Source organism: Solimonas aquatica, from assembly GCF_900111015.1.
GTDB lineage: Bacteria > Pseudomonadota > Gammaproteobacteria > Nevskiales > Nevskiaceae > Solimonas > Solimonas aquatica.
Genome location: NZ_FOFS01000011.1, coordinates 26,981 through 52,174, shown reverse-complemented (window position 1 = coordinate 52,174; position 25,194 = coordinate 26,981). Strand labels below are relative to the sequence as shown.

The window sequence follows — 25,194 nt, the reverse complement described above, 5'->3', positions numbered from 1 at the left end:
AGCCGGGTTGTGGGCCTGTGTCTGTTAGGCAGCGCGACGCGGTGCCGCGAGCTTGTCCTGCAGGAACGCCGCGATATCGTCCAGCGCCGCGCGGGCCTCGCGCAAGCTTGCCGCAAACAGCGGGAAGGCATGCGGCAGCACCGGCCAGATATCGAGGCGGACTTCGACCCCGGCCCGCCGCGCCCGCGCGGCCAGCAGCACCGCATCGTCGCAGAGGATTTCGGCATCGCTGGCCAGCAGCAGCAGCGGCGGAAAGCCCTGAAAATCCGCATACACAGGCGAGACCTGCGGATCACTGGCATCCGCCGCCCCGACATAAGACTCCCGGATCGCGCTCAAGTCCTTGACCGACAGCAAGGCGTCCCGCTTGCGGTTGCGCAGCCGCGAGGGCGGCGCATGGGCGCGGCTCAGCTCGGCGGCCGGCGACAGCGCCACGGCGGCGGCGGGCATCGGCAGGCCGGCGGCGCGGATGCGCTGCAGCAGGCCGAACAGCAGATTGCCGCCGGCCGAGTCGCCGCCCAGCACGATGCGCCCGGGCGCGTACCCCAGCTCCAGCAACAGGCGGTAGGCGCGCTCGCAATCGTCCAGGCCGGCGGGAAAGCGGGCGTGCGGCGCCAGGCGGTAATCCGGGACGAAGCAGGCCACGCCCAGGCGCTGGCAGAGCCGCGACAGCGTGGCCAGATGCGCGCTGGGCGCGGCCGGCAGCAGGAAGGCGCCGCCGTGCAGCCAGAGCAGCACGCTGCCGCCGGGCTCGCCCAGCTCGCCGAACACATGGCCGGGCACCGGCTGCTGCGCGCCCAGCAGCTCGTAACGCGGCTGCAGCGGCAGGCCGCGCGGCAGGGCCTGGGCGGCGGTGAGCAGCTGCGCGCCGATCAGCGACGCCGACTTGCCGGTGACGATGCGCGCCAGCCAGGGCCGCAGCAGGCAGCGCATGAGCCAGATGATGAGGCGGCTGCGCAGGCCGATCGCGACCTCGCGCACCGTGTAGTCGAGCTGCGGCTGCATTCTGTCCCCCGAAAAAAGAGCCGCAGTGTAAAGCGCGGCCGTGATCTGACGTCAGCCGTTCAGAGCAGTTCGGCGGCGCTATCGGGCCCGGCCTCCAGCGCTGCCAGCAGCTGCGGATCGCCGAGAATGCGCTGACGAAACCAGGCCAGGGCGCGGCCTTCGTCGCCGGCGCGCCAGCCCAGATTGAACAGCGCCGGTGCGCGCGGCGCCTGCGTCTGGCGCAGCACCAGACCGCCGTCGGCCAGATGCGGCCGCACCATGTACTGCGGCAGAAAGCCCACGCCCAGACCGGCGCGCTGCGCGGCGAGCTTGGCGGCCAGCGTGGGCAGCACCAGGGTGTCCTGGCCGTCGAGCACGCCGACCGTGCGCGGCGAGAGCTTGCGCGAGGAGTCCGCCGCCACCACCGCGCGATGCTTGCCGATCTCGCTCAGCGGCAGCGGTTCCGGCAGCGCCGCCAGCGGATGCCGTGGCGAGAGCGCGAACACGAAGGGCAGCGCGCACCAGCGCTGGCTGGCCAGGCCGTGGCCCAGCGGCATCTCGCCGGCGGCGCCGATGGCCAGATCGGCGCGCCGGTCCACCAGCGCGTCCCAGGCGCCGTGGAAGGTCTCGCGCGTGAGGCGCAGGCGCGTGCCGGTGTGCTGCGCGTCGAACTCGGCGATCAGCGGAAACAGCAGCTCCAGCGGCACGATCTCGTCCACCGCGATGGTCAGCTGCAGCTCCCAGCCATGGGCGACGCGCTTGACGCAGTCCTCCAGGCTCTCGGCCTGGCGCAGCAGATCACGGCCGCGCAGCAGCAGGGCGCGACCGGCCTCGGTGAGCGTGGCGCGCTTGCCGCGCCGGTCGAACAGCTGCACGCCCAGATCCGACTCCAGCTTCTGCACGGTGTAGGTCACCGCCGAAGGCACGCGATGCAGGGCCTCGGCGGCACGCGCGAAGCTGCCGTGCTGGTCGATGGCATCCAGCGTCTCCAGCGCGTCCAGGGTCAGGCGCATCGTGGTCTCATTCCGCCGGGCCGGCGCCGGGACTCAGCTGAAATGGCCGGCCACCAGTGCCAGCGCCGCCGGCAGCGCCTGCACGAAGAAGATGCGACGGCTGACGGTGAGCGCACCGAAGACCCCGGCCACCACCACGCAGATCAGAAAGAAGCTGCGCACCGGCAAACCGGGTTCGCCCAGGCTCAGCGACCACAGCAGACCGGCCGCGAGAAAGCCGTTGTAGAGGCCCTGATTGGCGGCCAGGCTGCGCGACTGCGCGGCGTATTCCTCCGTGAGCTTGAAGGTCTTGCGCCCCAGCGGCTTGTCCCAGAGGAACATCTCCAGAATCAGGAAATAACTGTGCAGCAAGGCCACGAGCACGGTCAGCAGTTTGGCGAGCATGTCCCCTCCTGGTGCGCCGGTCGCGGCGCGCGGCCATCAGACGATGGTGTAGACCATGATAAAGGCTGCCAGCGTCATGCCGGTGAGTGCGATCAGAAACAGCGTGTCAGCCACCGTCACCAGCAGCCCGGCCACCCGCGAGGTGCCGCTCTTGAGCGCCCAGAAGCTGACGTAGATGCAGAGCAGGAACACCGCCGCGCAGATCGCGAACGCATCGTCGGCGATCGAGACGTCGCTGCGGCTCTTGTCGAAGGTGTTCATGAACGCCACCACGGTGATGCACAGACCGGCCAGCGTGCCCGAGGTGGAGAGCAGGCTCAGCAGTTCCTCGCGCCGCGCCGGCGCCGTGCTGCGCTCATCGCGCATGGCGCAAGCTCCGCAGCGGCCGCGCGTGTCGCGGCCTCATCGCGGCACCGCCGTGCCCTGGTGATAGAACAGCTGCCAGCCCTGCGGCGTGCGCCGCCAGATCGAGGCGCGCAGCGCGGTCTGCGTGCCGTCGCCCTCGCGATGCAGCGACTGGTAGCACAGCAGCGCGCAGTCCGGCCCCAGCGCCTGCAGCACATAGTCCTGCGCCGCCAGCGCCGTGGGGCCGCGGGCCTGGGCCAGATGCGCGATCACGGTGTCGCGGTCGTAGCGCCGGCCGGAGCGGCCCACCTCATGAAACTGCGGATGCAGCAGCTGCGCCAGGCGCTCGCCGGAGCAGGCGACGCCGGGATGATGCAGTTCCGCCTCCAGCGTGCGGAGGTGTTGCAGCAGATCAGTCATAACAGGACAGCGTGCGTGGGGCCTTCAGCATACGACCACCCGAAGCCCGGACAAATTCCGACAGCGCTGCTCTTGCACAAGGCCATACGCATGAGTGACATTCCAAGCTGCCGCACCAATGCCTTGCGATGACCGCTTGCCGCCGGCTCGCAATCCCCCAATCCAGAACAAGGCAGGCAGATGGGAACATTTTCTTTCGTGCAGCCCAATCCACATTATCTGGGCCGGCTGCTCAGCGCTGCGGAACACAAACCCATCCTGGCTGGCGAGGACATCTACAACCAGCACGGCCTGAAACTCTGGGCCGCCGGCAAACCGATCTCGGTGACGCTGCGCGACCGTCTGCTGGAAAGCCGCCTGCACAAACCGCTGGAAATCTGCATCCGTCTCGAAGACGGCGTGCGCAGCGCGCATCTGTGTCAGGACCTGGAGCGCCTGCTGGCGCAGCTGCCGGCGCTGCCGAAGCTGGGCGGCCCGCATCTGGGCGAGGTGCGCGCACAGTTCGCCACCCTGGAGGTTTCCGGCGTGCCGGAGCTGCAGCTGAGCACGGTGGCCTTCGACGGCAGCGGCGGCTACGAGCACGCCCTGCTCGCGTCGCTGATCGCGACGCTGCTGGCGCGACGCATCGGCCTGCCGGAATCCGAGCTGCCGGCGCTGATTCTCGCCGGGCTCTGCCACGACTTCGGCGAGATGTACGTGAACCCCGACATGCTCGACCGGCAGAAGCCGCTGAGCGTCGAGCAGTGGCGGCAGGTGGCGGTGCATCCGCGCATCGGCGCGCTGCTGCTGGCCGACTGCGCGAGCATGCCGCCGCGCATCGTGCGCGCGGTGCAGGAGCATCACGAGCGCCTGGACGGCAGCGGCTATCCGCTGGGCCTGCAAGAGGACGCGCTGTCCGTGCACGGGCGCCTGCTGATCGTCGCCGACGTGCTGGCGGCGATCTTCGCGGAGGAAGCGCAATCCGAGGCGCAGGCCCTGCTGGCCCTGCGCCTGGTGAGCCGGCAGTTTCCGGCCGATCTGGTGTCTGTGGTCTGCGAGACCCTGGGCCATCCGGTGCCGCCGCCGGCGACGCAGCAGGACCCGCGCGAACTCTGCCGCGCGGCGCAGGACATCTACCTCCGCCTGCAGAACTGCAAGGACGCGGCGGTGCAGACCCACAGCAACCACGACATGCCCTGGTCGGTGCGCCATTTCGCCGGTCGCGTCAGCGAGCTGTGCACCACGCTGCTGGTGGCGCTCAACGCCAGCGGCGTGATGTTCCTGATTGCCGATGCCGAAACGCTGGGCGCACTCGACGAGGAGATCGCCGCCGAGTTGCAGCTGAGCCTGCGCGAGCTGCGCTGGCGCAGCACCATGCTGCTGCGTCACATCTGGCTGGAGGCCGGCCGCCAGGAGCTGGGGCTGATGCATTTCGAAGCGATGCTGCAATGCCTGCTGCCGGTGCAGGACGCCGACGCGGTTTAAGAACTTATCCGCGAATTGCACACGCTTGCGTTGCTGCCCAAAATCGCGCCAGGCAAGGCGCGAAACGCAGGCCTTGGTGGTTCCAAGGCTTGCGTTTCGCAACGCCGCATGGCGCGATTTGGGCGCAACCCTTCGGGACGGGGCCGTTTTGTCGCAGTGCGGCGTTGGCAGCCGCTGGCTTGGAATCACCAAGCGGCGCGCCTGCCGCCTTGCCCTGCGGCAAAACGACCTCCGTCGCAAGCGCGTGCAATTCGCGGATAAGTTCTAAGGCGCGATTTCGCCGCTGTCGTAGAGCTGCAGGGTTTCGGCATCCGGCGCCAGCCGCACGCTGCCCGTGCAGACAAAGCCCAGGCGCTGCAGGAGACGCGCCGAGCGCTCATTGTGCGGCGCGGTGATCGCCAGCAGGCGGCGCAGGCCCAAGACCTCATGGGCGTGGCGCAGGGTCAGTCGCGCGGCGGCGCAGGCCAGGCCCTGGCCCCAGTATTCCGGCAGCAGGGCAAAGCCCAGATCCGGCAGCGGCAGCACCTCGCGCCGGAACAGGCCGCAGACGCCCAGCGGCGTCTCGTCCTTGGCGCGGGTCAGCGCATACATGCCGTAGCCCTGTGCCTCATACGCAGGCCGGATCTTCTCCGCGATGAAACGCTCGGCATCGGCCAGACTGCGGATACCGCGATCACCGATGTTGGCGAGCCAGGACGGCTCGTTCATCAGGCGCTGCAGAAACGGCGCGTGCGCCCGGGTGAGGTGATGCAGGGCGATGTGTTCATCGGCGGCGATCATCGGCCAAGCCTAGCCGGCTGCGGGGATGCCGGCGACTGCGCAGATCCCCCAGCTAGGCCGTGAGCAGCGCGATCAGGCCCAGCACGATGCCGGGCACGTTGGCGACGATGATCGGCCAGTCGCGACGCGCGCGGGCGGCGCCATACACCGTCCACAGCATGCAGTTGACGACGGTCGCCCCGGCCTGGATCGCCGAACCCTTGTGGCCCTGCAGGTTCAGGCGGATCTGGTCGATGTAGGCGAAGTACATGGCCAGCGCGGCGCAGGACGCCAGCCAGCCGATGGCGCGCAGCAGACGGGAGTCCATCGCGGCGGCGCTCAATGCCAGTCCACCGCCAGATGGATCGAGAAGTCCGGCGAGGATTCGATGATGGGATCTTCCTGCGCGCCCAGCCACAGCGAGGTCTGCGGTGTGGGGCGGTAGCGCAGGCCGAAGGCCAGCTGGCCGCCGGGGCGGCGCAGCGCGGCCAGCTCCGAATCGCTGTACAGCGGGCCGTGCAGATAGAACTGCGCGCCCAGTTCCAGCCTGGCCAGCAGCTGATAGCCCAGCGAGGCCCAGCCGAAGGGAATGAACTGGCGCTGCTGATCCTGCAGCGGGCCATCGGCACGCACCGCCGCGACACCGGCGGCGAGCGCGCCGCTCCAGGCGCCGCCGGCGGCAAAGGCGTACGGCCGCTCGTACCACAGCGCGCCGCCCAGGCCGCCGCCCATGAGCCGCTCGGCATCGCCGGTGGGCAGCTGCAGCAGGCCGCGCCAGCAGCCGGCCGCGCCGCAGCGCGCCAGCGACAGGCGCGCATCGCCGATGCCGGTCTTGCCGCTGTCCAGATCGAGCAGGGTCTGGCCGTTGCGCTGGTAGACATCGCGATACTGCTTGCGCGGCTCGTCTTCGCGATTGCCATTGGGCAGCCCGAAGAACTGATGCCAGCTCTCGATGGGACTGTCGAGCACGCCGCCCGAGGTATTGAGCACGGGCAGCTCGGCGCCCAGCAGCCAGCCGCGCCAGTTCCAGCGCGCCGCGAGATTCAGGCGCAGGGTCTCGCCATCCAGCAGCAGCGCCTCGGTGCCGCGCTGGTCGAGCACGAATTCATTGGTCCAGTCCAGGCTCAGGCGCAGGCCGCTGCCGGTGGCGTCGGCCTGCGGCGTGGGCAGCGGCGCGTGCCGCGCCAGTGCCGCCTGGTTGCTGGTGCCCAGCACGAAGGGCTCGGCCTGTACGGCGCCGCTCAGCAGCAGGGCGAGGAGCAAGACGGATCGGCGCAGCATGGGCTTGGGCATCCTGGGCGAAAGGGGCAGATTGGGCGGCATTGTGCCTGAGGCAGGGCGCGTCTCCGCTATCGCCGCCATAGAAAAAACTCAGCGCAGGCCCGGGTGAGCAGGCCCGGCAAACCTGCTAGCATCCCGGCCCCATTTGGGGTTACACAGGTTTTGTGTCATGCGCGTCGTCACCGAAAACACCCGAATCAAGTCCATCAGCGGTGTCTCCACGCCCGCCCAGGTGCAGGCCGAGCTGCCGGCCAGCGAGCGCGCGGCGCAGACCACCTTCGATGCGCGCCGCGAGATTCAGGACGTGCTGCACGGCCGCGACGACCGCCTGCTGGTGATCGTCGGCCCCTGCTCCATCCACGATCCCAAGGCCGCGCTGGAATACGCCGAGCGCCTCAAGACCCTGCGCGAGCAGCTGTCCAAGCATCTGCTGATCATCATGCGCGTGTACTTCGAGAAGCCGCGCACCACGGTCGGCTGGAAGGGCCTGATCAACGACCCGAACCTGGACGACAGCTATGACATCAACAAGGGCCTGCGCATGGGCCGCGAGCTGCTGCTGCAGCTCAATGACATGGGCATTCCCGCCGGCGTGGAATACCTGGACATCCTCACCCCGCAGTACCTCACCGATCTGGTCGCCTGGGGCGCCATCGGCGCGCGCACCACCGAATCGCAGCTGCATCGCGAGCTGGCCTCGGCGCTGTCCTGCCCGGTGGGCTTCAAGAACGGCACCGAAGGTTCGGTGAAGGTGGCGGTGGACGCGGTGATGTCGGCCAGGCATCCGCACCGCTTCCTGTCGCTGACCCAGCAGGGTCAGGTGGGCATCTTCGAAACCACCGGCAACGAGGACTGCCACGTGATTCTGCGCGGCGGCAGCTCCGGCACCAATTACGACGCCAAGAGCGTGGACGCGGCCTGCGCGGCGCTGAGCAAGGCCGGCCTGCGTCCGCAGGTGATGATCGACTTCTCCCACGCCAATTCCAGCAAGCAGCACAAGAAGCAGATCAGCGTGGGCCAGGACGTGGGCCACCAGATCGCCGGCGGCGACGAGCGCATCATCGGCGTGATGATCGAATCGCATCTGGTGGAAGGCCGCCAGGACATCGGCCCGGCCATGTGCTACGGCCAGTCGGTGACCGACGCCTGCATCCACTGGGACGACACCGCCGAGCTGCTGCGCAGCCTGGCTGGCTCGGTGGAACAGCGCCGCCTGCGCCATGCGCGCAGCGCCTGATCCCGCACCTTGAGGCACGAAAAAGCCCGCCTGCACGGCGGGCTTTTTGTTGCAGCGCTCCAGCCTTCTGCCCCGACTGCGTCGCGGGAGCCTCCGGCCGGCACCACAGCGCGCGGCACGCGCAGCCGCTTGCCTAGAAGTACTCGCCCTTGAAGATGTTGGCGAACACCACCTGCTCCAGCGTGGGCTTGGCGCCTTCCTTGCGGCCCTTGGAGGCTTCCGAGGACGGGAACAGGTGGAAGCCCTTGTTGAGGATGTAGTCGTTGAGCTTGGGCCACAGCGCATACGAAAGCTGCGCGGCGGTGCCCAGCGGCGTGGCGATGGACTTCGGGCGCTTGAGCAGGGCATGCATCACGGTGTCGCCGGCCTTCTCCGGTGACCAGGTGGGCACGTAGTCGTAGATCTTGGTCGGCGCGATCATCGGCGTGCGCACCAGCGGCATGTAGATCGCGGTGATCTCGATGTTGCGGTGCTTCACTTCCGCCGACAGGCAGCGGCCGAACGCGTCCAGCGCCGCCTTGCTTGCCACATAGGCCGAGAAACGCGCGGCATTGGCCAGCACGCCGATCGAGCTGATGTTCACGATATGGCCGTTCTTCTGCTTGGCCATCGACGGCAGGAAGTTGAGGATCATGCGCACCGCGCCGAAGTAGTTCAGCTGCATGGTGCGTTCGAAGTCATGGAAACGGTCCAGCGACTCGAACACCGCGCGGCGGATCGAACGGCCGGCGTTGTTGATCAGGATGTCGACATGGCCGAAATCCTTGAGGATGTCCTGCGAGCAGCGGTCGATGGCTTCCATGTCGTTGAGGTCGCAGGGGTAGACATGCGCCTCGCCGCCGGCGGCCTCGATCACCTTCTGCAGCTCTTCGAGCTTCTCGCGCTTGCGCGAGACCAGCACCACCTTGGCGCCAGCCGCCGCGAGCTTCTTGGACACCACCATGCCGATGCCGCGCGAGGCGCCGGTCACCACCGCCACCTTGCCGCCCAGCTTCTGCACCGCACCGCGCGGCACCTTGGTGTCGATGTCGAGGAACTTCTCCCAGTACTGCCAGAGCTGCTCGGCGTAATCGCGGAACTCCGGGCACTGGATGTGCGAACCCTTCAGCGCCGCGCGGGTCTTCTTGTCGTCGAACACCGTGCGGTTGCCGACATAGGCCACCACCGACAGCGGCACGCCGATCAGCTGCGAGAACTTGGTCTCCACGCTGTTGGGAATGCGGCTCTTCACCTGCCCGGCGATCTGGCGCATCGCCGACGGCAGCTTGGGCAGCTCCAGCTTGCGCGCGAACTCAGGGCCGTGCGCGACTTCCAGCAGGGTCTGCAGCAGATCACCCACGCTGGGCTGCTTGGACTGCACCAGGCAGAAGCAGCCGCCGTCCAGGCCGTCCTTGTGCGCGATGTAGTCCATGGCCGCGGCCACGTAGTCCACCGGCACCACCGGCACCTTGCCGCCCTCGATGCCCAGCAGCGGCAGCCACTTGGGGATGGCGAAGCTCAGCTTCTGGATGGCCTTGAAGAAGTAGTAAGGCCCGTCGATCTTGTCCATCTCGCCGGTCTGCGAGGCACCGACCACGGTGCCCGGACGGAAGATGCGAAACGGCACCTTGGTCTCGTTGCGGACGATGGCTTCGGACTGGTACTTGGAACGGTAATAGGGGTGATCGACGTTCTGGCCTTCGTCGAACATCTCTTCCGTGAAGCGGCCCACGAAGCTGCCGCCGGCCACCGCGACGCTGGAGACGTGGTGCAGCCTGACCTTGCCGCCCAGACCGTTGACGAATTCGACGAGATTGCGCGTGCCGTCGATGTTGATGCGGTCGGCCTGCGTATCGTCCATGTTCATGTCATAAACGGCGGCCAGATGGAACACATGGTCGATCTTGCCGTGCAGCTTCTTGCGGTCGGCGTCGCTGACCAGGCCGGGCTGGGTCACGTCGCCAGTCACTGCGATCAGGCGGTCACCGGCCTCGCCGAAGCGCTCCTGCAGCAGCTCGAACTTTTCCTGGGAGCCCTCGCGCACCAGCGCATAGACACTGCTGCCCTCACGCTGCAGCAATTTCTCGATCAGGAACTTGCCGATGAAGCCGGTGGCGCCGGTGACGAAATAATTCATGTTGCCGCTCCCCGCCCTGTGTTTAGCCTTAGAGTGCCCGCGATCTTACCGGAGCGCCATGATCACAAGCGATGCTCCGGCAAACACAGGGTGGCTGACGGCGCAGCCAGCGGCGCGCCGTCAGCGGCGGGATTTTTCAGCGCGGCGCGGGCAGCTCGCTCTCGCGCAGCCAGCCGGAATTGAGCTGATGATCCACCAGCCACCAGGGGCCGATGGCATTGAGCATGCGCGAGCGCAGCGTGACCACGGTGCCGGCCGGCAGGGCTTCCACCGTCTCGCCGGTGGGCGAGGGCGCGCTGCGCAACTCCACGGCCTTGGCCACGGCCACCCGCTCGCCCGCCTTGAACGGCGTGGCCAGTCCCGGCGGCAAGGCCACGCCGGGCGGCGCGCCCGGCCCGCCATAAGCGCAGACCTTGCAGGGCGGCGGCTTGGGCGGACCACTCTGACAGGCGGCCAGCAGCAAGGCCGCGACAGCAGCAAGCGCCAGGCTCTGGCGGGCTTTCATGACTTCTTCCTCCGGCTGTTTGCGGGCAACATAGGCACCGCAGGGATGATGGCGCGTTTATACGGCGCGCCATGCCACCAGAGCAATGAGACAAGTCAGGCGGTGGTCCGGCTCAGGACGAGCGGCCCTTGAATTCGTCCATGGTGTTGTAGACGCGGAACACATGCCGCGCCATCCAGTCGAACAGGCGCACCGGCAGCAGTCCCTTGAGCGCATTGGACAGATACACCGTCCAGGGCAGGATCAGGCGCACGCGGCCCGCCTTCATGCCCTGCCAGACCGCGTCCACCACCGACTGCGGGGTGAGGATGGGCGTGAACAGCATCTTCTTCACGCCCTCGAACATACCGGTGGCGATATACGTGGGGCAGACCGTGAGCAGCTTGATGTGCGCGTGGCCGGCTGCCTCCAGCTCCAGGCGCACCGAATCGCTCCAGCCGGTGCAGGCCCATTTCGAGCCGCAGTACACGCTCATGCGCGGGTTGGAGACCATGCTCGCCGCCGAGGAGATGTTGACGATGCGCGCCTGGCGATCACGGCGCGCGATCATGCCGGGCAGGAACTCGCGGGTGATGTACATCGGCGCCAGGGCGTTGATGGCCATGGTGGCGTAGATGTCCTTCTGCGGGTCGTGCTCCCAGAAATACTTGCCGCGCACGATGCCGGCGTTGTTGATCAGCACATCCGGCTCGCCCACCTCGCGGCGCAGGGTCTCGGCGGCGGCGGCGATCGCCGGCTGCTGCGAGACGTCCACCACCTGCGCATGCACCTTGCCGCCGCGACCGCGCAGCTCGGCGGCGGTCTTGTCGAGTTCAGCGGCATTGATGTCCCAGAGCACCACGGCGGCCGCGCCTTCGCGCACCGCATGCTCCGCGTAGAGACGGCCCATGCCCATGGCCGCGCCGGTGATCAGCACGCACTTGCCCGCCACATTGTCCATTGCCGCCTCCTGCCCGAGAACGCGGCACTGTAGAGAGCCGCGGCTCGCAGCGGCAAGCGCCGCTCAGACCTGCAGGGGCAACAGCGCGGTCAATTCGCGGCGCAGCAGCGCCAGGCAGTCATCGGCCGCCGCCTCAAGATACGGCTGCGCAGGGTGCCTGCCCCAGACGGGCGCCGGCCAGGCCGGATCGCCGACGCGGCGCACGATGTGGTGCAGATGCAGCTGCGGCACCATGTTGCCCAGCGCCGCCACGTTGAGCTTGTCGCCGGTGAACAGCCGCATGAGGGTGCTGGCCAGCAGGCAGGATTCGCGCATAAGCTGTTGACGCTCCCCCTCCGGCAGCTCATAGATTTCGCGCAGGCCGGGGCGGCGCGGCACCAGAATCAGCCAGGGATAGTGCGTGTCATTCATCAGTAGCACCCGGGACAGTGGCCAGTCGCCGACGGCCAATGTGTCCGCACGCAGTTGGGGATGTAGTTCGAAGCCTGGGTGCAAGGTCATGGCGCTCGTAGCGGGGAACTGATATTTCATGTTTCCTCAGGGATATATAGGGCGGCAATCTCGATGACAAGTGCAAAGGCATGAACCGGGTCGCACTGATCGCCGGCGCCAGCGGCCTGGTGGGCCGCGGCGTACTGCAGCGCCTGCTGCAGGACCCGGCCTATGCCCAGGTGCGCGTGCTGACGCGCCGGCCCCTGAACCTGAGCCACCCGCATCTGCGCGAAATCGTCACGGACTTCGCCGGGCTCGAGGCGCTGGGCGAGTCGCTGCGGGTGGACGATGTGTTCTGTTGCCTGGGCACCACGCTGCGCACGGCCGGTTCGCGCGCGGCGTTTGAAGATGTGGACTACCGCATGGTGGTGGAACTGGCGCGGCTGACGCACGCGGCCGGCGCGCAGCAGTTCCTGGTGATTTCCGCAGCCGGCGCTTCCGAGCACGCGCCGAGCTTCTATTCACGCGTGAAGGGGCGCATGGAGAAGGCGGTGTCGGCGCTGGACTTCGAAGCCCTGCACATTCTGCGGCCCTCGCTGCTGCTGGGCGCCCGCAGCGAACACCGGCGGGGCGAAGCCTTCGCACAAAAACTCTCGCCGCTGCTGGCCATGCTCTGCGCCGGCCCCCTGCGCCGCTACCGGCCGATCCCCGCCGAACAAGTCGCCGAAGCCATGGTGCGTCTGGCCGTGCGCGGCGAGAGCGGCACGCACATCCACTATCTGCCGCTGCCGGAAGACGCGACGGAAGAAGAAGACTGAGCCCCGCGCCGCGCCCGCCCGACCGCGGTCCGGTGTTCAGGCCGGGCCGGGCACCACGTAGAAGAACACCGCGAAGTACTGCAGCACGCTGCCACCCAGCACGAACAAGTGCCAGATCGCATGGTGATAGCGCAGCCGCTCCCAGGTGTAGAAAGCCACGCCCCCGCTGTAGACCAGGCCGCCCGCCGCCGTCAGCAGCACGCCGCCGGTCTCGAGGTTCTGCAGGATGGGCTTGACCGCCACCAGCGCGCACCAGCCCATCGCCAGATAGATGAACAGCGAGAGCTTTTCGAAACGGCCCGTGGCGTAGATCTTGAACACCACGCCGGCCACCGCCAGGCCCCAGGTCACCGCGAACAGACTCCAGCCCCAGACCCCGTGCAGGGTCACCAGCGTGAACGGCGTGTAGGTGCCGGCGATCAGGAAGTAGATCAGCGAGTGATCGATCACGCGCAGCACGCGCTTGGCGCGCGGCAGCGGGATGCTGTGATAGAGCGTGGAGGCGGTGTACATCAGCACCAGCGTGGCCCCGAACACGCTGCAGGCGATCACATGCCAGTAGGTGCCGTACAGCGCCGCGCGCACCACGATCGCCACCAGGCCGACGATGGCCAGCAGCGCACCGACGCCGTGGGTGACCGCGTGCGCGATCTCCTCGCCGAGGCTGTAGAGCGTTTCGGGGATTTCGATGCCGACGATCTCGCCGCGATGCGCGTGCAGGCCCTGCGGCGTGTGCTGCTGGGCGCTCATTTCGTCAACGGTACTGCTGTGCATGGCAAGGCTCTCATCGCAGGGCTTCGACCTTGAGCGTTGCACCTTCCGTGCCGGTCACGCGCACCGCGCTGCCGGACGGCAAATCCGGACCGACGACGCGCCACTGCGTGTCATCCACGCGCAGCTCGCCGACGCCGTTGACGATGGCCTCGCTGAGCGTGAAATGGCGGCCCACATAGGACTCGCCGCGGCGGTTGAGCGCGGGCTGATCCTCGGCGTCCGCCTGCGGCTTGAAGCGGCGCCAGGCGAAGAAGGCGATCAGGGCCAGCACCCCGAACACGATCAGCTGCGCAGCCAGCGCCAGCTGGGGCATGAGCAGGAGCAGCAGGCCGACCACGGCGGCCGACACGCCCATCCACAGGAACACCGCACCGGGCGCGAAGGCTTCCAGCATCAGCAGCAACAGGGCGGCGACCCACCAGTGCCAGTACAGCAGCTCATGCAGTCTCATGCGCGGCTCCGGCTGCGGATCGATCAGGACTTCACCGCGCCGGCCTTCTTGGCCAGCTCGGCGATGCCGCCGATGGCGCCGATCACGCTGGCGGCCTCCAGGGGCATCAGCACCAGCTTCTCGTTGGGGCTGCTGGCGATCTTGCCCAGCGCCTCCACGTATTTCTGCGCGACGAAGTAGTTGATCGCCTGCACATCACCCTTGGCGATGGCCTCGCTGACCATGGTGGTGGCCTTGGCCTCGGCCTCGGCACCGCGCTCGCGCGCCTCGGCATCGCGAAACGCCGCCTCGCGCCGGCCCTCGGCCTCCAGCACCGCGGCGATCTTCTGCGCCTCGGCGGCGAGGATTTCGGCATTGCGCTCGCCCTCGGCCTTGAGAATCGCCGCCTGGCGGAAGCCTTCGGCGTCGAGGATGTTGGCGCGCTTCTCGCGCTCGGCCTTCATCTGCCGCGCCATCGACTCCACCAGCGCCGGCGGCGGGCGGATGTCCTTGATCTCGATGCGCGTCACCTTCACGCCCCAGGGCGTGGTGGCCTGATCGACCACCGACAGCAGCTTGAGGTTGATGTGGTCGCGCTGGCTCAAAAGCTCGTCCAGATCCATGGATCCCATCACCGTGCGCAGATTGGTCATGGTCAGCTGCAGGATCGCGTATTCCAGCTGCTGCACCTCGTAGGCGGCCTTGGGCGCGTCCAGCACCTGGAAGAACACCACGCCGTCGACGCCGACCATGGCGTTGTCCTTGGTGATGACTTCCTGCGAAGGCACGTCCAGCACCTGCTCCATCATCGACAGCTTGCGGCCGACGCTGTCCACGTAGGGCACCAGCCAGTGCAGGCCGGGGCGGAAGGTTGCGCGGTACTTGCCGAAGCGCTCGACGGTGTATTCACGGCCCTGCGGCACCATCACCACGCCCTTCCAGAGGGTGACGATGACGAAGGCGACAAAAACCAGTGCAATGACTTCCATGGTGCAGCTCCTTGGGAAAACCCGCCTGATTCTAGGGCCGGCGCAACGCGGCGCTTGTGACAGGGGCTCGCGGCAGCCTCAGGCCTCCTGCGCCGCCAGCGCCTTGATGCGCTCCACCATGGCATAAAAACCGTTGCGGCGGTTCATGGAGATATTGCTTTCCAGCCCCAGACGCTCGAAAGCCGAGCCGATGTCCAGATCCAGAATCTCGCGGGGCGTGCGCCCCGACGTCAGGCTCAGCAGCACCGCAATCAGGCCCTTGACGATGTGCGCATCCGAATCGCCGCGAAATTCCAGGGTCTTGGGCGGGCCGGGCAGCACTTCCTGCGTCAGCCAGACCTGCGACATGCAGCCGCGCACCTTGTTGGCCTCGTTGTGCGCGCCCTCGGGCAGCGGCGGCAGCTTGCGGCCGAGTTCAATGAGATAGCGGTAGCGCTCCTCCCAGTCGCCGAGAAATTCGAAGGTTTCCGCCAGTTCGTCCAAAGTCATTGCCGCGCGTCCAATCGTCATGCCAGTTCGTACCACGCATATGGTAAGGCCGAACGGCTTGTCGCAAGCTGCGGTCTTGAATGCTCCTGCCCGCTTTTTCACCGAGCTGATCATGCTGATACGCATCGCGCCGCCGCATCTGCTGCGGGAAACCGAGATCACACCGCCCGAGGTCTACGCCAGCCGCCGCCGCTTTCTGCAGCAGCTGGGTCTGGCCGGCATCGCCCTGGCCGCGCCCGGTCTGGGCCGCGCACAAAGCCCGGGGCCCGGCGCGCTGAAAATCAGCACCCGCCGCGAGAGGGCCGGCGGCGAGAAGCCCAACAGCTTCGAGGACGTGAGCAGCTACAACAACTATTACGAGTTCGGCACCGCCAAGGACGAGCCCGCGCGCAATGCCGGCAAGCTCAAGACCCGGCCCTGGACGGTGGTGGTGGACGGCGAATGCGAGGCGCCGGCGCAGGTCGATATCGACAGCCTGCTGGCCGGCGCACTGGAAGAGCGCATCTACCGGCATCGCTGCGTGGAAGCCTGGAGCATCGTGGTGCCCTGGCTGGGCATTCCGCTCGGCGATTTCCTCAAGCGCTTCAAGCCCACGTCCAAAGCCCGATACGTGGCCTTTGAAACGCTCTACGACGACCAGCAGATGCCGCTGGCACGCTTCAGCGGTCTGCAGCTGCCGTATCGCGAGGGTTTGCGCATCGACGAGGCCATGCATCCGCTCACGCTGCTGAGCGTGGGCATGTACGGCCGCGTGCTGCCGAATCAGAACGGCGCGCCGCTGCGCCTGACCGTGCCCTGGAAGTACGGTTTCAAGAGCATCAAGTCCATCGTGCGCATCCGCTTCACGGAGAAGCAGCCGGCCACCACGTGGAGCGCTCTGGCGCCGGACGAGTACGGGTTCTACGCCAATGTGAATCCGGCGGTCGATCATCCGCGCTGGTCGCAGAGCCGCGAGCGGCGCCTGGGCGAGCTGTTCAAGCGCGACACCCTGATGTTCAACGGCTATCCGGAAGTGGCGTCCCTGTACAGCGGTCTGGATCTGCGGCGCTACTACTGATGTCGCCGGCGCGCGTCTTGCTGTGCTGGCGGCTCGCGGCCTGGACGCTGGCCACCGCGCCGCTGCTGCAGCTGGGCTGGCTGATTCTGCAGGGCCGGCTGGGCGCCAATCCCGTGGAGTTCATCGAGCACCACAGCGGGCAATGGGCGTTGCGCCTGCTGCTGCTCACCCTGGCCATGAGTCCCCTGCGCGAGCGACTGAAGCGCAGCGAACCGCTGCGCATCCGTCGCCTGCTCGGGCTCTGGGCTTTTGCCTGGGCCTGCCTGCACTTCAGCATCTATCTCACTTTCGATCTGGAATTCTCCGCGCGACAGCTGGCGGCCGACCTCATCAAGCGCCGCTACATCACCCTGGGCTTTGCCGCGCTGCTGCTCCTGCTGCCGCTGGCGCTGACCTCCACGCGCGGCTGGCAGCAGCGCCTGAAACGGCGCTGGGCCACCTTGCACAAACTCATCTATCCCGCCGCGCTGCTGGCGGCACTGCACTTCGTCTGGCTGGTGAAATCCGATCTGCGCGAGCCGCTTCTGTATCTGGCGCTGCTGCTGGGCCTGCTGCTCTGGCGCCGGCCCTGGCGCGTTATACTCCGCGCCCGCAAGCAGCCTGTCATTTCCACGTGAGTTCTTTCACCCGCGTCTCCGGCCGTGCGGCCGACCAGCTTCGCCCCCTGCACATCACCCGCGGCTTCACCAAGCACGCCGAAGGCTCGGTGCTGATCGCCTGCGGCGATACCCGCGTGCTGTGCACCGCCAGCGTCGAAGAGCGCGGCCCGGCCTGGAAGAAGGAAGGCGGCTGGGTGACGGCCGAATACGGCATGCTGCCCCGCGCCACGCATGACCGCAGCCGTCGCGAAGCGGCGCAGGGCAAGCAGTCCGGGCGCACGCAGGAAATCCAGCGCCTGATCGGTCGCTCGCTGCGCGCCTGCGTGGACCTCAATGCCATCGCCGGCTACACCGTCACCATCGACTGCGATGTGCTGCAGGCCGACGGCGGCACGCGCTGCGCCTCGATCACCGGCGGCTATATCGCGCTGGCCGAAGCCCTGCGCAGCATGCGCAAGCGTGGCCAGATCAAGAAGGACGCCCTGTTCGGCCAGATCGCGGCAGTGTCGGTGGGCATCGTCCAGGGTCAGCCGGTGCTCGACCTGGACTACAGCGAAGACTCCGGCTGCGAGTGCGATATGAACGTGGTGATGAACGAAGCCGGTCAGTTCATCGAGGTGCAGGGCACCGCCGAAGGCCATGCCTTCCGTCGCGACGAACTCAATGCCCTGCTCGATCTCGCCGCCAAGGGCATCGCCGAACTCAGCGCCGCCCAGCGTCAGGCCCTCGATGCCTGAGGCCGTGCAGATCCGGCGCTTCGTGCCGGACGATGCCGGCGCGGTCATCGCGCTGTGGCAGGCCTGCGGCCTGACGCGGCCCTGGAACGATCCGCAGCGCGATATCGCGCGCAAGCTCGCGCAGCAGGCCGAAGGCTTTCTCGTCGCCGTGCAGGATGCGCGCATCGTCGGCAGCGTGATGGCCGGCTATGACGGACATCGCGGCTGGGTGAACTATCTGGCCGCCGATCCCGCGCTGCGTCACCAGGGCCTGGGCCGGCAGCTGATGGCTGCTGCCGAAGCCTATGTCGCCAGCCTCGGCGCCCCGAAGATGAATCTGCAGCTGCGCGAGGACAACACCGGCGCGGCGCTGTTCTATGAACGTCTCGGCTATCGCCGCGATGCGGTGCTGAGCTACGGCAAGCGCCTGGTGCTGGACGGCGCCGCGCCACCGCCCGCGCCCCTCGCGCAGACCCTGGTGCTGGCCTCGCGCAACCAGAAGAAACTCGCCGAGCTGCAGGCTCTGCTCGCGCCACGCGGCTACGCGCTGCGTCTGGTCAGCGAGTTCAGCGATGAAGACGTCGAGGAAACCGGCGAGAGCTTCATCGAGAACGCCCTGCTCAAGGCCCGCCACGCCGCGCGCGTCTCCGGACTGCCGGCGCTGGCCGATGACTCGGGACTGGAAGTCGCGGCACTGGGTGGCGCGCCCGGTGTGCGCTCCGCGCGGTATGCCGCAGAGCGCGCTTCCGATGCCGCCAACAATGAAAAACTGCTGCACGCCCTGGCCGGCCTGCCGGAGGCGCAGCGCAGCGCCCGCTTCGTCTCCGTGCTGGTGCTGCTGCGTCATGCGCAAGACCCTGTCCCGCTGATCGCACAAGGCTTCTGGCCCGGCCGCATCCTCGAAGCCGCGCAGGGCGCGAACGGCTTCGGCTACGACCCGCTGTTCTATGTGCCCGAACTGGCGCGCAGCGCCGCCGAGCTGCCCGCCGAGCTGAAGAACCGCGTCTCGCACCGCGCCCGCGCCATGCACAGCCTGCTCCGCCAGCTGCCGGCATGAGCCTGCCGGCCTCGGGCCCGCGCGCGGAAGCGCTGCCATTGTCGCTCTACCTGCACTTCCCCTGGTGCGTGCAGAAATGCCCCTACTGCGACTTCAACTCGCATGGCCTGCGCGAAACCCTGCCGGAAGAAGCCTATGTGGACGCACTGCTGCGTGATCTGGATTACGAGCTGAGCCAGGCGCCGGAAGCGCGGCCGCTGGTTTCGATCTTCATGGGCGGCGGCACGCCGAGCCTGTTTTCCGAGCGCGCCATCGGCCGGCTGCTGGAGGCCGTGGCCAGGCGGCTGCGCTTTGCACCCGATATCGAAATCACCCTGGAAGCCAATCCCGGCACCGCCGAGGCCGCGCGCTTCGCCGGCTATGCGGCGGCGGGCATCAACCGCCTGTCCATCGGCGTGCAGAGCCTCGACGATGCCATGCTCAAGCGCCTGGGCCGCATCCACGACAGCGCCGAGGTGCGCCGCGCGGTGGACATGGCGCGCGCCGCGGGCATTGCCAACTTCAATCTGGATCTGATGTTCGCCCTGCCCGAGCAGACGCCGGCGCAGGCCCTGGGCGATCTGCGCGCGGCCATCGCGCTGCAGCCCACGCATCTGTCCTATTACCAGCTGACGCTGGAGCCCAACACCGAATTCGCCGCGCGCCCGCCGCCGCTGCCCGACGAGGACAGCGCCTGGCAGATGCAGGAACAGGCGCAGAGCCTGCTCGCCGGCGCCGGCTACGCGCAGTACGAGGTCTCGGCCTATGCGCAGGAGGGCCGGCGCGCGCGGCACAACCTCAACTACTGGCAGTTCGGCGATTACCTGGGCATCGGCGCCGGCGCACATGGCAAGCGCAGCCTGGCGGAGGGCGTGCAGCGCCGCGCGCGGCACAAGCATCCCAAAACCTATCTGGCCCAAGCCGGCGGCCCGGGCGCGATTCAGGAGCAGCGAACGGTGGGCGCGCAGGACCTGCCCTTCGAATTTCTCATGAACGCCCTGCGCCTCAACGCAGGCTTCGCCATCGCCGATTACGAAGCGCGCACCGGCCTGCGCTGGGCGGCGCTGGCGCCCGCCCAGACCGCGCAGGCGCGCGGCCTGATCGAAGAATCCCAGGGCCGGGTGCGCCCCACGGCGCTGGGCCACCGCCATCTCAATGGCCTGCTGCAGCTGTTCCTGTAAGCTGGACTGATGCTCGAAGAAGTGACCGTCACCTGCCCCGCCTGCTGGGAAGCCATCCAGCTCGACATCGATCTGTCGGCCGGCGAGGTGCAGGACTACACGGAGGACTGCCCGGTCTGCTGCCGTCCCATGGCGGTCCATGTGCAGCTGGGCGAGGAGGGCGAGCTGCCGCTGGTGGACGTGAGCCCGGAAAGCGAGTGAGCGGCCGCGCCGGCAAATCGCGCGGGGCGCTTGCGGTAGCCCACCCGCTTCATTAAACTTCGCGCCCTTTTTAAGTTTTCGCGGACAGCTTCCCATGAAAGACGGCATCCATCCCGAGTACCGCCCGGTTGCGTTCAAGGACGGCGCGGCCGATCACGTCTTCATCATCCGCTCGACGGTGAAGACCAAGGAAAGCATCGAGATCAACGGCGAGAAGTATCCGCTGGTGCAGCTCGATACCTCCAGCCTCTCGCACCCCTTCTACACCGGCAAGCAGAAGGTCGTGGACACCGGCGGTCGCGTCGGCAAGTTCAAGGCGCGCTACGGCAAGAAGTAAGCGTCGCAGACGAAACGCTGTACCGGCGACGACACGTCGCTTGGCTGATGTGACAGGGCCGCGCACCATGCGCGGCCCTTTGTTTTGGGCGGTGTGCGGCGGACAATTCCGCCCCCTTTTGCCAATGCCCGCGGGCCCGCAGCGCCGCGCAGCCGCCATGAACACGCCTTTGAATCTGAGCCAGGCCGCACTCGACTATCACGAACATCCTCGCCCCGGAAAACTGGGCATCAGCATCACCAAGCCGGTGTCCGGCCCCGGCGATCTGTCCCTGGCTTACAGCCCGGGCGTGGCCGAGCCGGTGCTGGCCATCCAGGCCAATCCCGAAAACGCCTACCGCTACACCGCCAAGGGCAATCTGGTGGCGGTGATCTCCAACGGCACCGCGGTGCTGGGCCTGGGCGATTGCGGCGCGCTGGCCGGCAAGCCGGTGATGGAAGGCAAGGCGGTGCTGTTCAAGAAATTCGCGGACATCGATGTCTTCGACATCGAGGTCGATACCAGGGACTCGCGCGAATTCATCGACACCGTGACGCGCATCGCGCCCACCTTCGGCGGCATCAATCTGGAAGACATCGCCGCGCCGGCCTGCTTCGAGATCGAGGCCGAGCTGTCGCGACGCCTGGACATTCCGGTGTTTCACGACGACCAGCACGGCACCGCCATCGTGCTCTGCGCCGGCCTGCTCAACGCCCTGGAGCTGCAGGGCAAGCGGATCGAAGACGCCCGCATCGTCTGCCTGGGCGCCGGCGCCGCCGGCATCGCCTCGATGCGCCTGGCCGTGGCCCTGGGCGCGCGCCGCGAGAATCTGCTGCTGGTGGATCGCAAGGGCGTGATTCACACCGGCCGCGAGGATTACCCGGGCCTCAATCCGGAGAAGCGCGAGTTTGCGGTCGAGCCCTCGGAGCGGCGCAGCCTGGCGGGCGCGCTGGCCGGCGCCGACGTGTTCATCGGCCTGTCCGGTCCGGACCTGGTGCGCGAGGAGTGGCTGATGCTGATGGCCGAGCGCCCGATCGTGTTCGCACTCTCCAATCCGGTGCCGGAAATCCGTCCGGAGGTGGCACTGAACGTGCGAAGGGACCTGATCATGGCCACCGGCCGCAGCGACTATCCCAATCAGGTCAACAACGTGCTGTGCTTCCCGTTTCTGTTCCGTGGCGCGCTCGACGTGCGCGCCAGCTGCATCAATGACGCCATGAAGGTGGCGGCGGTGCGCGCCCTGGCCCAGCTCGCCCGTGAGCCGGTTCCGGGCGAAGTGCTGGACGCTTATGGGTTAAAATCCTTGTGTTTCGGCCCGGACTACATCATTCCAAAGCCGCTGGACCCCCGCCTGCGCAATCTGGTCGCGCCGGCCGTTGCCCAGGCGGCGCTGGACAGTGGCGTCGCGCGCCGTCGCCCCGCTGCCGCTGCCTGATCCGCTCATTCCAATCGCCCGCCTTCACTGAAATACAGCCCATCAAGAGGAATCCATGAGTACGCCCAGCTACAGTCTTCTCAACAACGCGACCGGCGAGAAGCTTGATCTGCCGGCCATCGGCGGCACGCTCGGCCCGGTGGGCCTGGACGTCGGCAAGGTCTACGACAAGACCGGCGTGTTCACCTACGACCCCGGTTTCTCCTCGACCTGCTCCACCAAGTCGGCCATCACCTACATCGACGGCGATCAGGGCATCCTGCTGTATCGCGGTTACCCGGTGGCACAGCTGGCCGAGCACTGCTCGTTCCTGGAAGTCGCGTACCTGATCCTCAACGGCGAGCTGCCCAAGGGCCAGGAGCTGCAGAATTTCGACAGCAGCATCCGCAAGCACACCATGATCAACGAGAACCTCAACCGGTTCTTCGAAGGCTTCAACTACGACGCGCATCCCATGGCCATGCTCACCGGCGTGGTCGGCTCGCTGTCGGCGTTCTATCACGACACCACCAACAACAAGGATCCGCGCCATCGCGAAATCTTCGCGCACCGCATGATCGCGAAGATCCCGACCATCGCCGCGGCGGCCTACAAGAAGTACTACGGCCAGCCCTTCATGTATCCGCAGAACCATCTGGATTACTGCAGCAACCTGCTGCACATGATGTTCGCGGTGCCGGCCGAGCCGTATCACGTCAATCCCATCGCCGCCAAGGCGCTGGACATCCTCTTCACCCTGCACGCCGACCACGAGCAGAACGCCTCCACCTCCACGGTGCGCATGGCCGGCTCCACCGGCACCAATCCGTACGCCGCGATCGCCGCCGGCATCGCCGCGCTCTGGGGCCCCTCGCACGGTGGCGCCAACGAAGCCGTGCTGACCATGCTCGATGAAATCGGCGACGTGAAGAACGTGCAGGGCTTCATGGACAAGGTGAAGGACAAGAACTCCGGCGTGCGCCTGATGGGCTTCGGCCATCGCGTGTACAAGAACTTCGATCCGCGCGCGACCATCATCCGCGAGCAGTGCCACAAGGTGCTGCAGGCGCTGAAGGTGGACGATCCCAAGCTGGAACTGGCGATGAAGCTGGAAGAGATCGCGCTGTCCGATGACTACTTCAAGGCGCGCAAGCTCTACCCGAACGTCGACTTCTACTCCGGCATCATCTACAAGGCGCTGGGCATTCCCGTGAACATGTTCACGCCGATGTTCGCCGTGGCCCGCACCGTGGGCTGGGTGGCGCACTGGATCGAGATGGTTTCCGATCCCGCCATGCGCATCGCCCGTCCGCGTCAGGTCTACACCGGCGCCGCCGAGCGCACGGTCTCGCCGATCGCGCAGCGCTAAAAGCAGGCTGCAGCAAGGAGAACCCCGCGGCTCGCACCGCGGGGGTTTTTGTTGGGCGCGGAACGCTGCGCTTACGGCGACTTCACGCAGAGCGTGTAGGCCCCGCCGCCGAAGTAGGCGTCGATGTGCACCCGATAGCTGCCGGCCGCGCCGTTGTAGCTCAGCTCCTTGCGATTGCCATACGTGAAGCTGCTGGCGGCATAGATCCAGGAGCTGTAGTACGGGCTCTGGTATTTCTTTTCCAGGGTCAGATTGAAGTTGCTGCCGTTGTCGCCGATCAGAATCACAGACTGCGGACCGGCCGCCGCGACATAGCCATCGACACCGGGCTGATACGCCGCCACGTACTGGCTCATCACGCCGTCGTACTGCTTGTAGCCGGTGGGGCAGCTGGCCACGCCGCCGAGATTGGCATTGGCCGAGGCCACCGCAGCCGCTGCGTCGACGATGCCGAAACCGCATTGATCGCAGCTGGCGGTGAACGGCCGCGCGGTGCGCTTGAGCAGGGACTCGACGCGATCCGGGCTCAGCGCCGGATTCCTCGACAGCGCCAGCGCCGCGACGGCGGCGACATGCGGCGTCGCCATCGAGGTGCCCTGGTAGAAGGCATAGCTGTCTTCGGCGGGCGTGCTCAGACCGGCGTTGAGCGTGGAGAGAATGCCGTTGGGATCATCGACCGAGGTCTTCTCGCCGCCCGGCGCGGCGATGTCCACCACCGGACCATAGTTGGAATAGGCCGCGCGCGCACCGCTGCGATTCACCGCCGCCACCGTGATCACACCGCTGCAGCTGGCCGGGTTGAAGTAGCTCGCATCGGCCTTGCTGTTGCCGGCGGCCACCACCACCACCGCACCGTTGCCGCGCGCGGTGTTGATCGCGTTCTGCATGGTGCGGTCGCACATGCCCTGTCCGCCCAGCGACATATTGATCACGCGGGCGCGATTGGCATTGTCGGGCACGCCATCGATATGTCCGCCCGAGGCCCAGGCCACGGCATCGGCGATGTCGGACATGTAGCCACCGCACTTGCCCAGCGCACGCACCATCAGCACCCTGGCGTTGAAGGCGATGCCCGCCACGCCGAGCCCGTTGTTGCTGCGCGCGGCGATGGTGCCGGAGACATGCGTGCCGTGCCAGGTGCTGCGCTGTTCCTTGGAGAGCCAGCCGCATTCGCCGGCCGCCACGCCATCGCCCGGATCGATCGGATCGGGATCGCGGCCATTGCCGTCGTTGGCGATGGTGGCGTCGCTGATGAAGTCATAGCCGGGAATGATCTGCCCGGCCAGATCGGCGTGCGGGCGGTAGCCGTTGTCCACCACCGCCACGACGATGCCGCTGCCGGTGGCCTGATCCCAGGCGCGCGGCGCGTTGACGCCCGCCACTGACTCGAAGAAATCCCACTGCTCGTTGTAGCGCGGATCGTTGGGCACAAAGTTGAGCTGCAGCAGATGATCCTCTTCCACGTACTCGACATTGGGATCGGCAGCCAGCTGCGTGAGCAGGGCCGACAGCTCGCGGCCTTCCAGCTGGCGGCCGGACAGGCGCAGCAGGTCGGCGCCGTTGTGCAGGGCGCGCAGGCGCGCCAGCTGCACGCCCGCGCGTGCGGCCGGCGTGGCCCATACCCCGCGGTCGGCACCACGCAGGCGCGCGCTCAGCGGCAGACTGTTCTTGTACTTGATGATCAGTCTTTGCGGCGGCGGCGCGGCCTGCGCCGCAGCAACCCATGAAGCAAGCAGAAACAGGCACAAGAACATCCGGACCGCGGCTGTGCGAGCCGCAGCAATGCGACGAGTCATGAAGAACGCTCCTCGGTGTTGGGGGATACCGCGCTTTCCCTCGCGGTGGCGGTACGGTAAGGATTTCACCTACAAGCTTGCAAGTGGTGGATTACACCCAGTAGGCGAAATGCTGATAAAGCCCGGCAC

General features: G+C 67.4%; 29 protein-coding genes and 1 pseudogene. 13 read left to right on the top strand and 17 right to left on the bottom strand.

What is annotated here, in order from left to right; genetic code table 11:
• Positions 1-24 precede the first annotated feature (24 nt).
• Genes BMY12_RS14080 through BMY12_RS14060 form a run of 5 tightly spaced genes read right to left on the bottom strand, consistent with a single transcriptional unit; the run spans position 25 to position 3,146 of the window.
• Complete coding sequence (locus tag BMY12_RS14080; protein WP_093287480.1) at positions 25-1,005, bottom strand: alpha/beta hydrolase; 981 nt, start codon at positions 1,003-1,005, stop codon at positions 25-27.
• Between the two features lie 59 nt (positions 1,006-1,064).
• Entirely contained in the window at positions 1,065-1,997 is a 933-nt protein-coding gene (locus tag BMY12_RS14075; RefSeq protein ID WP_093287477.1) for a LysR family transcriptional regulator, read from the bottom strand.
• A 33-nt stretch (positions 1,998-2,030) separates the two neighbouring features.
• Positions 2,031-2,381: a DUF1304 domain-containing protein gene (locus BMY12_RS14070; protein ID WP_093287474.1), complete on the bottom strand. Its 351-nt coding sequence runs from the start codon at positions 2,379-2,381 to the stop codon at positions 2,031-2,033.
• 36 nt (positions 2,382-2,417) lie between these two features.
• Positions 2,418-2,747, bottom strand: coding sequence for a hypothetical protein (locus tag BMY12_RS14065; protein ID WP_093287471.1), 330 nt, complete (start codon positions 2,745-2,747; stop codon positions 2,418-2,420).
• Between the two features lie 36 nt (positions 2,748-2,783).
• Positions 2,784-3,146, bottom strand: coding sequence for a nuclear transport factor 2 family protein (locus BMY12_RS14060; RefSeq protein ID WP_093287469.1), 363 nt, complete (start codon positions 3,144-3,146; stop codon positions 2,784-2,786).
• Positions 3,147-3,326: 180 nt separating this feature from the next.
• Here BMY12_RS14060 and BMY12_RS14055 point away from each other — a divergent pair, with 180 nt between their 5' ends.
• Positions 3,327-4,610 (top strand): HD-GYP domain-containing protein, encoded by a 1,284-nt coding sequence (locus BMY12_RS14055; RefSeq protein WP_093287466.1) that lies wholly within the window; start codon positions 3,327-3,329, stop codon positions 4,608-4,610.
• A gap of 264 nt (positions 4,611-4,874) precedes the next feature.
• Here the strand turns inward: BMY12_RS14055 and BMY12_RS14050 are convergent, their stop codons facing one another.
• From BMY12_RS14050 to BMY12_RS14040, 3 genes are read right to left on the bottom strand one after another with little or no spacing between them, the layout of a single operon-like run.
• Positions 4,875-5,390 carry a GNAT family N-acetyltransferase gene (locus BMY12_RS14050; protein ID WP_093287463.1) on the bottom strand — a complete coding sequence of 172 codons (516 nt, stop codon included), beginning with the start codon at positions 5,388-5,390 and terminating at the stop codon, positions 4,875-4,877.
• A gap of 52 nt (positions 5,391-5,442) precedes the next feature.
• The gene (locus BMY12_RS14045; RefSeq protein ID WP_093287460.1) at positions 5,443-5,697 is read right to left on the bottom strand and encodes a SemiSWEET family transporter; all 255 of its coding nucleotides are present in this window, start codon (positions 5,695-5,697) and stop codon (positions 5,443-5,445) included.
• 11 nt (positions 5,698-5,708) lie between these two features.
• Entirely contained in the window at positions 5,709-6,650 is a 942-nt protein-coding gene (locus tag BMY12_RS14040; protein ID WP_177189002.1) for a DUF3187 family protein, read from the bottom strand.
• Positions 6,651-6,819: 169 nt separating this feature from the next.
• Between BMY12_RS14040 and BMY12_RS14035 the strand changes: the two genes are divergently transcribed.
• Positions 6,820-7,887, top strand: a complete 1,068-nt coding sequence (locus BMY12_RS14035) for a 3-deoxy-7-phosphoheptulonate synthase (RefSeq protein ID WP_093287454.1) — start codon at positions 6,820-6,822, stop codon at positions 7,885-7,887.
• Between the two features lie 133 nt (positions 7,888-8,020).
• Here BMY12_RS14035 and BMY12_RS14030 read toward each other — a convergent pair whose 3' ends face one another.
• From BMY12_RS14030 to BMY12_RS14015, 4 genes are all read right to left on the bottom strand, one after another.
• A complete protein-coding gene (locus BMY12_RS14030; RefSeq protein WP_093287452.1) occupies positions 8,021-10,003 on the bottom strand; it encodes an SDR family oxidoreductase in 1,983 nt (660 codons plus the stop codon).
• 136 nt (positions 10,004-10,139) lie between these two features.
• Complete coding sequence (locus tag BMY12_RS14025) at positions 10,140-10,508, bottom strand: SH3 domain-containing protein (RefSeq protein ID WP_093287449.1); 369 nt, start codon at positions 10,506-10,508, stop codon at positions 10,140-10,142.
• Between the two features lie 112 nt (positions 10,509-10,620).
• Complete coding sequence (locus BMY12_RS14020; protein WP_093287446.1) at positions 10,621-11,448, bottom strand: SDR family oxidoreductase; 828 nt, start codon at positions 11,446-11,448, stop codon at positions 10,621-10,623.
• Positions 11,449-11,511: 63 nt separating this feature from the next.
• Positions 11,512-11,979 carry an HIT domain-containing protein gene (locus BMY12_RS14015; protein WP_301331442.1) on the bottom strand — a complete coding sequence of 156 codons (468 nt, stop codon included), beginning with the start codon at positions 11,977-11,979 and terminating at the stop codon, positions 11,512-11,514.
• Positions 11,980-12,029: 50 nt separating this feature from the next.
• On the opposite strand from BMY12_RS14015, the gene BMY12_RS14010 reads away from it, so the two are divergent.
• Entirely contained in the window at positions 12,030-12,698 is a 669-nt protein-coding gene (locus BMY12_RS14010) for an NAD(P)H-binding protein (RefSeq protein WP_093287440.1), read from the top strand.
• 36 nt (positions 12,699-12,734) lie between these two features.
• Here BMY12_RS14010 and trhA read toward each other — a convergent pair whose 3' ends face one another.
• The 4 genes from trhA to BMY12_RS13990 all read right to left on the bottom strand — a co-directional run bounded on the left by trhA (position 12,735) and on the right by BMY12_RS13990 (position 15,380).
• Positions 12,735-13,472 carry a PAQR family membrane homeostasis protein TrhA gene (trhA, locus tag BMY12_RS14005; RefSeq protein WP_245732523.1) on the bottom strand — a complete coding sequence of 246 codons (738 nt, stop codon included), beginning with the start codon at positions 13,470-13,472 and terminating at the stop codon, positions 12,735-12,737.
• A gap of 10 nt (positions 13,473-13,482) precedes the next feature.
• Positions 13,483-13,923, bottom strand: coding sequence for an NfeD family protein (locus tag BMY12_RS14000; protein ID WP_093287434.1), 441 nt, complete (start codon positions 13,921-13,923; stop codon positions 13,483-13,485).
• A 23-nt stretch (positions 13,924-13,946) separates the two neighbouring features.
• Positions 13,947-14,891: an SPFH domain-containing protein gene (locus BMY12_RS13995; protein ID WP_093287432.1), complete on the bottom strand. Its 945-nt coding sequence runs from the start codon at positions 14,889-14,891 to the stop codon at positions 13,947-13,949.
• A gap of 78 nt (positions 14,892-14,969) precedes the next feature.
• Positions 14,970-15,380 carry a SufE family protein gene (locus BMY12_RS13990; protein WP_093287429.1) on the bottom strand — a complete coding sequence of 137 codons (411 nt, stop codon included), beginning with the start codon at positions 15,378-15,380 and terminating at the stop codon, positions 14,970-14,972.
• A gap of 112 nt (positions 15,381-15,492) precedes the next feature.
• Here BMY12_RS13990 and msrP point away from each other — a divergent pair, with 112 nt between their 5' ends.
• The 10 genes and pseudogenes from msrP to BMY12_RS13945 all read left to right on the top strand — a co-directional run bounded on the left by msrP (position 15,493) and on the right by BMY12_RS13945 (position 23,269).
• Positions 15,493-16,437, top strand: coding sequence for a protein-methionine-sulfoxide reductase catalytic subunit MsrP (gene msrP, locus BMY12_RS13985; protein ID WP_093287808.1), 945 nt, complete (start codon positions 15,493-15,495; stop codon positions 16,435-16,437).
• The gene (gene msrQ / locus BMY12_RS13980) at positions 16,437-17,054 is read left to right on the top strand and encodes a protein-methionine-sulfoxide reductase heme-binding subunit MsrQ (protein WP_093287427.1); all 618 of its coding nucleotides are present in this window, start codon (positions 16,437-16,439) and stop codon (positions 17,052-17,054) included. The genes msrP and msrQ overlap by 1 nt, the downstream gene beginning before the upstream one ends.
• Complete coding sequence (gene rph, locus BMY12_RS13975; RefSeq protein ID WP_093287424.1) at positions 17,051-17,773, top strand: ribonuclease PH; 723 nt, start codon at positions 17,051-17,053, stop codon at positions 17,771-17,773. The genes msrQ and rph overlap by 4 nt, the downstream gene beginning before the upstream one ends.
• Positions 17,676-18,173: pseudogene (locus BMY12_RS20910) on the top strand (GNAT family acetyltransferase); the annotation flags it as partial. The gene rph and the pseudogene BMY12_RS20910, both read left to right, overlap by 98 nt.
• A gap of 12 nt (positions 18,174-18,185) precedes the next feature.
• Complete coding sequence (rdgB, locus tag BMY12_RS20905; RefSeq protein WP_366516810.1) at positions 18,186-18,809, top strand: RdgB/HAM1 family non-canonical purine NTP pyrophosphatase; 624 nt, start codon at positions 18,186-18,188, stop codon at positions 18,807-18,809.
• Entirely contained in the window at positions 18,806-19,969 is a 1,164-nt protein-coding gene (gene hemW / locus BMY12_RS13965) for a radical SAM family heme chaperone HemW (protein ID WP_093287422.1), read from the top strand. Before rdgB ends, hemW begins: the two co-directional genes overlap by 4 nt.
• A 9-nt stretch (positions 19,970-19,978) precedes the next feature.
• A complete protein-coding gene (locus tag BMY12_RS13960) occupies positions 19,979-20,170 on the top strand; it encodes a CPXCG motif-containing cysteine-rich protein (RefSeq protein WP_093287419.1) in 192 nt (63 codons plus the stop codon).
• 94 nt (positions 20,171-20,264) lie between these two features.
• Positions 20,265-20,507: a type B 50S ribosomal protein L31 gene (locus BMY12_RS13955; RefSeq protein ID WP_093287418.1), complete on the top strand. Its 243-nt coding sequence runs from the start codon at positions 20,265-20,267 to the stop codon at positions 20,505-20,507.
• A gap of 157 nt (positions 20,508-20,664) precedes the next feature.
• Complete coding sequence (locus BMY12_RS13950; RefSeq protein ID WP_093287802.1) at positions 20,665-21,921, top strand: malic enzyme-like NAD(P)-binding protein; 1,257 nt, start codon at positions 20,665-20,667, stop codon at positions 21,919-21,921.
• Positions 21,922-21,976: 55 nt separating this feature from the next.
• Positions 21,977-23,269 carry a citrate synthase gene (locus tag BMY12_RS13945; protein ID WP_093287415.1) on the top strand — a complete coding sequence of 431 codons (1,293 nt, stop codon included), beginning with the start codon at positions 21,977-21,979 and terminating at the stop codon, positions 23,267-23,269.
• Positions 23,270-23,340: 71 nt separating this feature from the next.
• On the opposite strand, the gene BMY12_RS13940 is transcribed toward BMY12_RS13945, so the two are convergent.
• Entirely contained in the window at positions 23,341-25,023 is a 1,683-nt protein-coding gene (locus BMY12_RS13940; RefSeq protein ID WP_218140208.1) for a S8 family peptidase, read from the bottom strand.
• Positions 25,024-25,194: the final 171 nt, after the last annotated feature.

What these genes read in the sequence shown, in the direction of transcription:
- BMY12_RS13955 (WP_093287418.1), top strand. Translation starts at nt 20,265, where the DNA reads ATGAAAGACGGCATCCATCCCGAGTACCGCCCGGTTGCGTTCAAGGAC.
- msrP (WP_093287808.1), top strand. Translation starts at nt 15,493, where the DNA reads ATGCTGATACGCATCGCGCCGCCGCATCTGCTGCGGGAAACCGAGATC.
- BMY12_RS14070 (WP_093287474.1), bottom strand. Translation starts at nt 2,381, where the DNA reads ATGCTCGCCAAACTGCTGACCGTGCTCGTGGCCTTGCTGCACAGTTAT.
- msrQ (WP_093287427.1), top strand. Translation starts at nt 16,437, where the DNA reads ATGTCGCCGGCGCGCGTCTTGCTGTGCTGGCGGCTCGCGGCCTGGACG.
- BMY12_RS13950 (WP_093287802.1), top strand. Translation starts at nt 20,665, where the DNA reads ATGAACACGCCTTTGAATCTGAGCCAGGCCGCACTCGACTATCACGAA.
- BMY12_RS14045 (WP_093287460.1), bottom strand. Translation starts at nt 5,697, where the DNA reads ATGGACTCCCGTCTGCTGCGCGCCATCGGCTGGCTGGCGTCCTGCGCC.
- BMY12_RS14080 (WP_093287480.1), bottom strand. Translation starts at nt 1,005, where the DNA reads ATGCAGCCGCAGCTCGACTACACGGTGCGCGAGGTCGCGATCGGCCTG.
- BMY12_RS13960 (WP_093287419.1), top strand. Translation starts at nt 19,979, where the DNA reads ATGCTCGAAGAAGTGACCGTCACCTGCCCCGCCTGCTGGGAAGCCATC.
- hemW (WP_093287422.1), top strand. Translation starts at nt 18,806, where the DNA reads ATGAGCCTGCCGGCCTCGGGCCCGCGCGCGGAAGCGCTGCCATTGTCG.
- BMY12_RS14075 (WP_093287477.1), bottom strand. Translation starts at nt 1,997, where the DNA reads ATGCGCCTGACCCTGGACGCGCTGGAGACGCTGGATGCCATCGACCAG.
- BMY12_RS14020 (WP_093287446.1), bottom strand. Translation starts at nt 11,448, where the DNA reads ATGGACAATGTGGCGGGCAAGTGCGTGCTGATCACCGGCGCGGCCATG.
- BMY12_RS13995 (WP_093287432.1), bottom strand. Translation starts at nt 14,891, where the DNA reads ATGGAAGTCATTGCACTGGTTTTTGTCGCCTTCGTCATCGTCACCCTC.
- BMY12_RS13945 (WP_093287415.1), top strand. Translation starts at nt 21,977, where the DNA reads ATGAGTACGCCCAGCTACAGTCTTCTCAACAACGCGACCGGCGAGAAG.
- BMY12_RS14010 (WP_093287440.1), top strand. Translation starts at nt 12,030, where the DNA reads ATGAACCGGGTCGCACTGATCGCCGGCGCCAGCGGCCTGGTGGGCCGC.
- BMY12_RS14040 (WP_177189002.1), bottom strand. Translation starts at nt 6,650, where the DNA reads ATGCTGCGCCGATCCGTCTTGCTCCTCGCCCTGCTGCTGAGCGGCGCC.
- BMY12_RS14055 (WP_093287466.1), top strand. Translation starts at nt 3,327, where the DNA reads ATGGGAACATTTTCTTTCGTGCAGCCCAATCCACATTATCTGGGCCGG.
- BMY12_RS14050 (WP_093287463.1), bottom strand. Translation starts at nt 5,390, where the DNA reads ATGATCGCCGCCGATGAACACATCGCCCTGCATCACCTCACCCGGGCG.
- BMY12_RS14035 (WP_093287454.1), top strand. Translation starts at nt 6,820, where the DNA reads ATGCGCGTCGTCACCGAAAACACCCGAATCAAGTCCATCAGCGGTGTC.
- trhA (WP_245732523.1), bottom strand. Translation starts at nt 13,472, where the DNA reads ATGCACAGCAGTACCGTTGACGAAATGAGCGCCCAGCAGCACACGCCG.
- BMY12_RS14065 (WP_093287471.1), bottom strand. Translation starts at nt 2,747, where the DNA reads ATGCGCGATGAGCGCAGCACGGCGCCGGCGCGGCGCGAGGAACTGCTG.
- BMY12_RS13940 (WP_218140208.1), bottom strand. Translation starts at nt 25,023, where the DNA reads ATGTTCTTGTGCCTGTTTCTGCTTGCTTCATGGGTTGCTGCGGCGCAG.
- BMY12_RS14025 (WP_093287449.1), bottom strand. Translation starts at nt 10,508, where the DNA reads ATGAAAGCCCGCCAGAGCCTGGCGCTTGCTGCTGTCGCGGCCTTGCTG.
- BMY12_RS14060 (WP_093287469.1), bottom strand. Translation starts at nt 3,146, where the DNA reads ATGACTGATCTGCTGCAACACCTCCGCACGCTGGAGGCGGAACTGCAT.
- BMY12_RS14030 (WP_093287452.1), bottom strand. Translation starts at nt 10,003, where the DNA reads ATGAATTATTTCGTCACCGGCGCCACCGGCTTCATCGGCAAGTTCCTG.
- BMY12_RS14015 (WP_301331442.1), bottom strand. Translation starts at nt 11,979, where the DNA reads ATGAAATATCAGTTCCCCGCTACGAGCGCCATGACCTTGCACCCAGGC.
- BMY12_RS14000 (WP_093287434.1), bottom strand. Translation starts at nt 13,923, where the DNA reads ATGAGACTGCATGAGCTGCTGTACTGGCACTGGTGGGTCGCCGCCCTG.
- BMY12_RS13990 (WP_093287429.1), bottom strand. Translation starts at nt 15,380, where the DNA reads ATGACTTTGGACGAACTGGCGGAAACCTTCGAATTTCTCGGCGACTGG.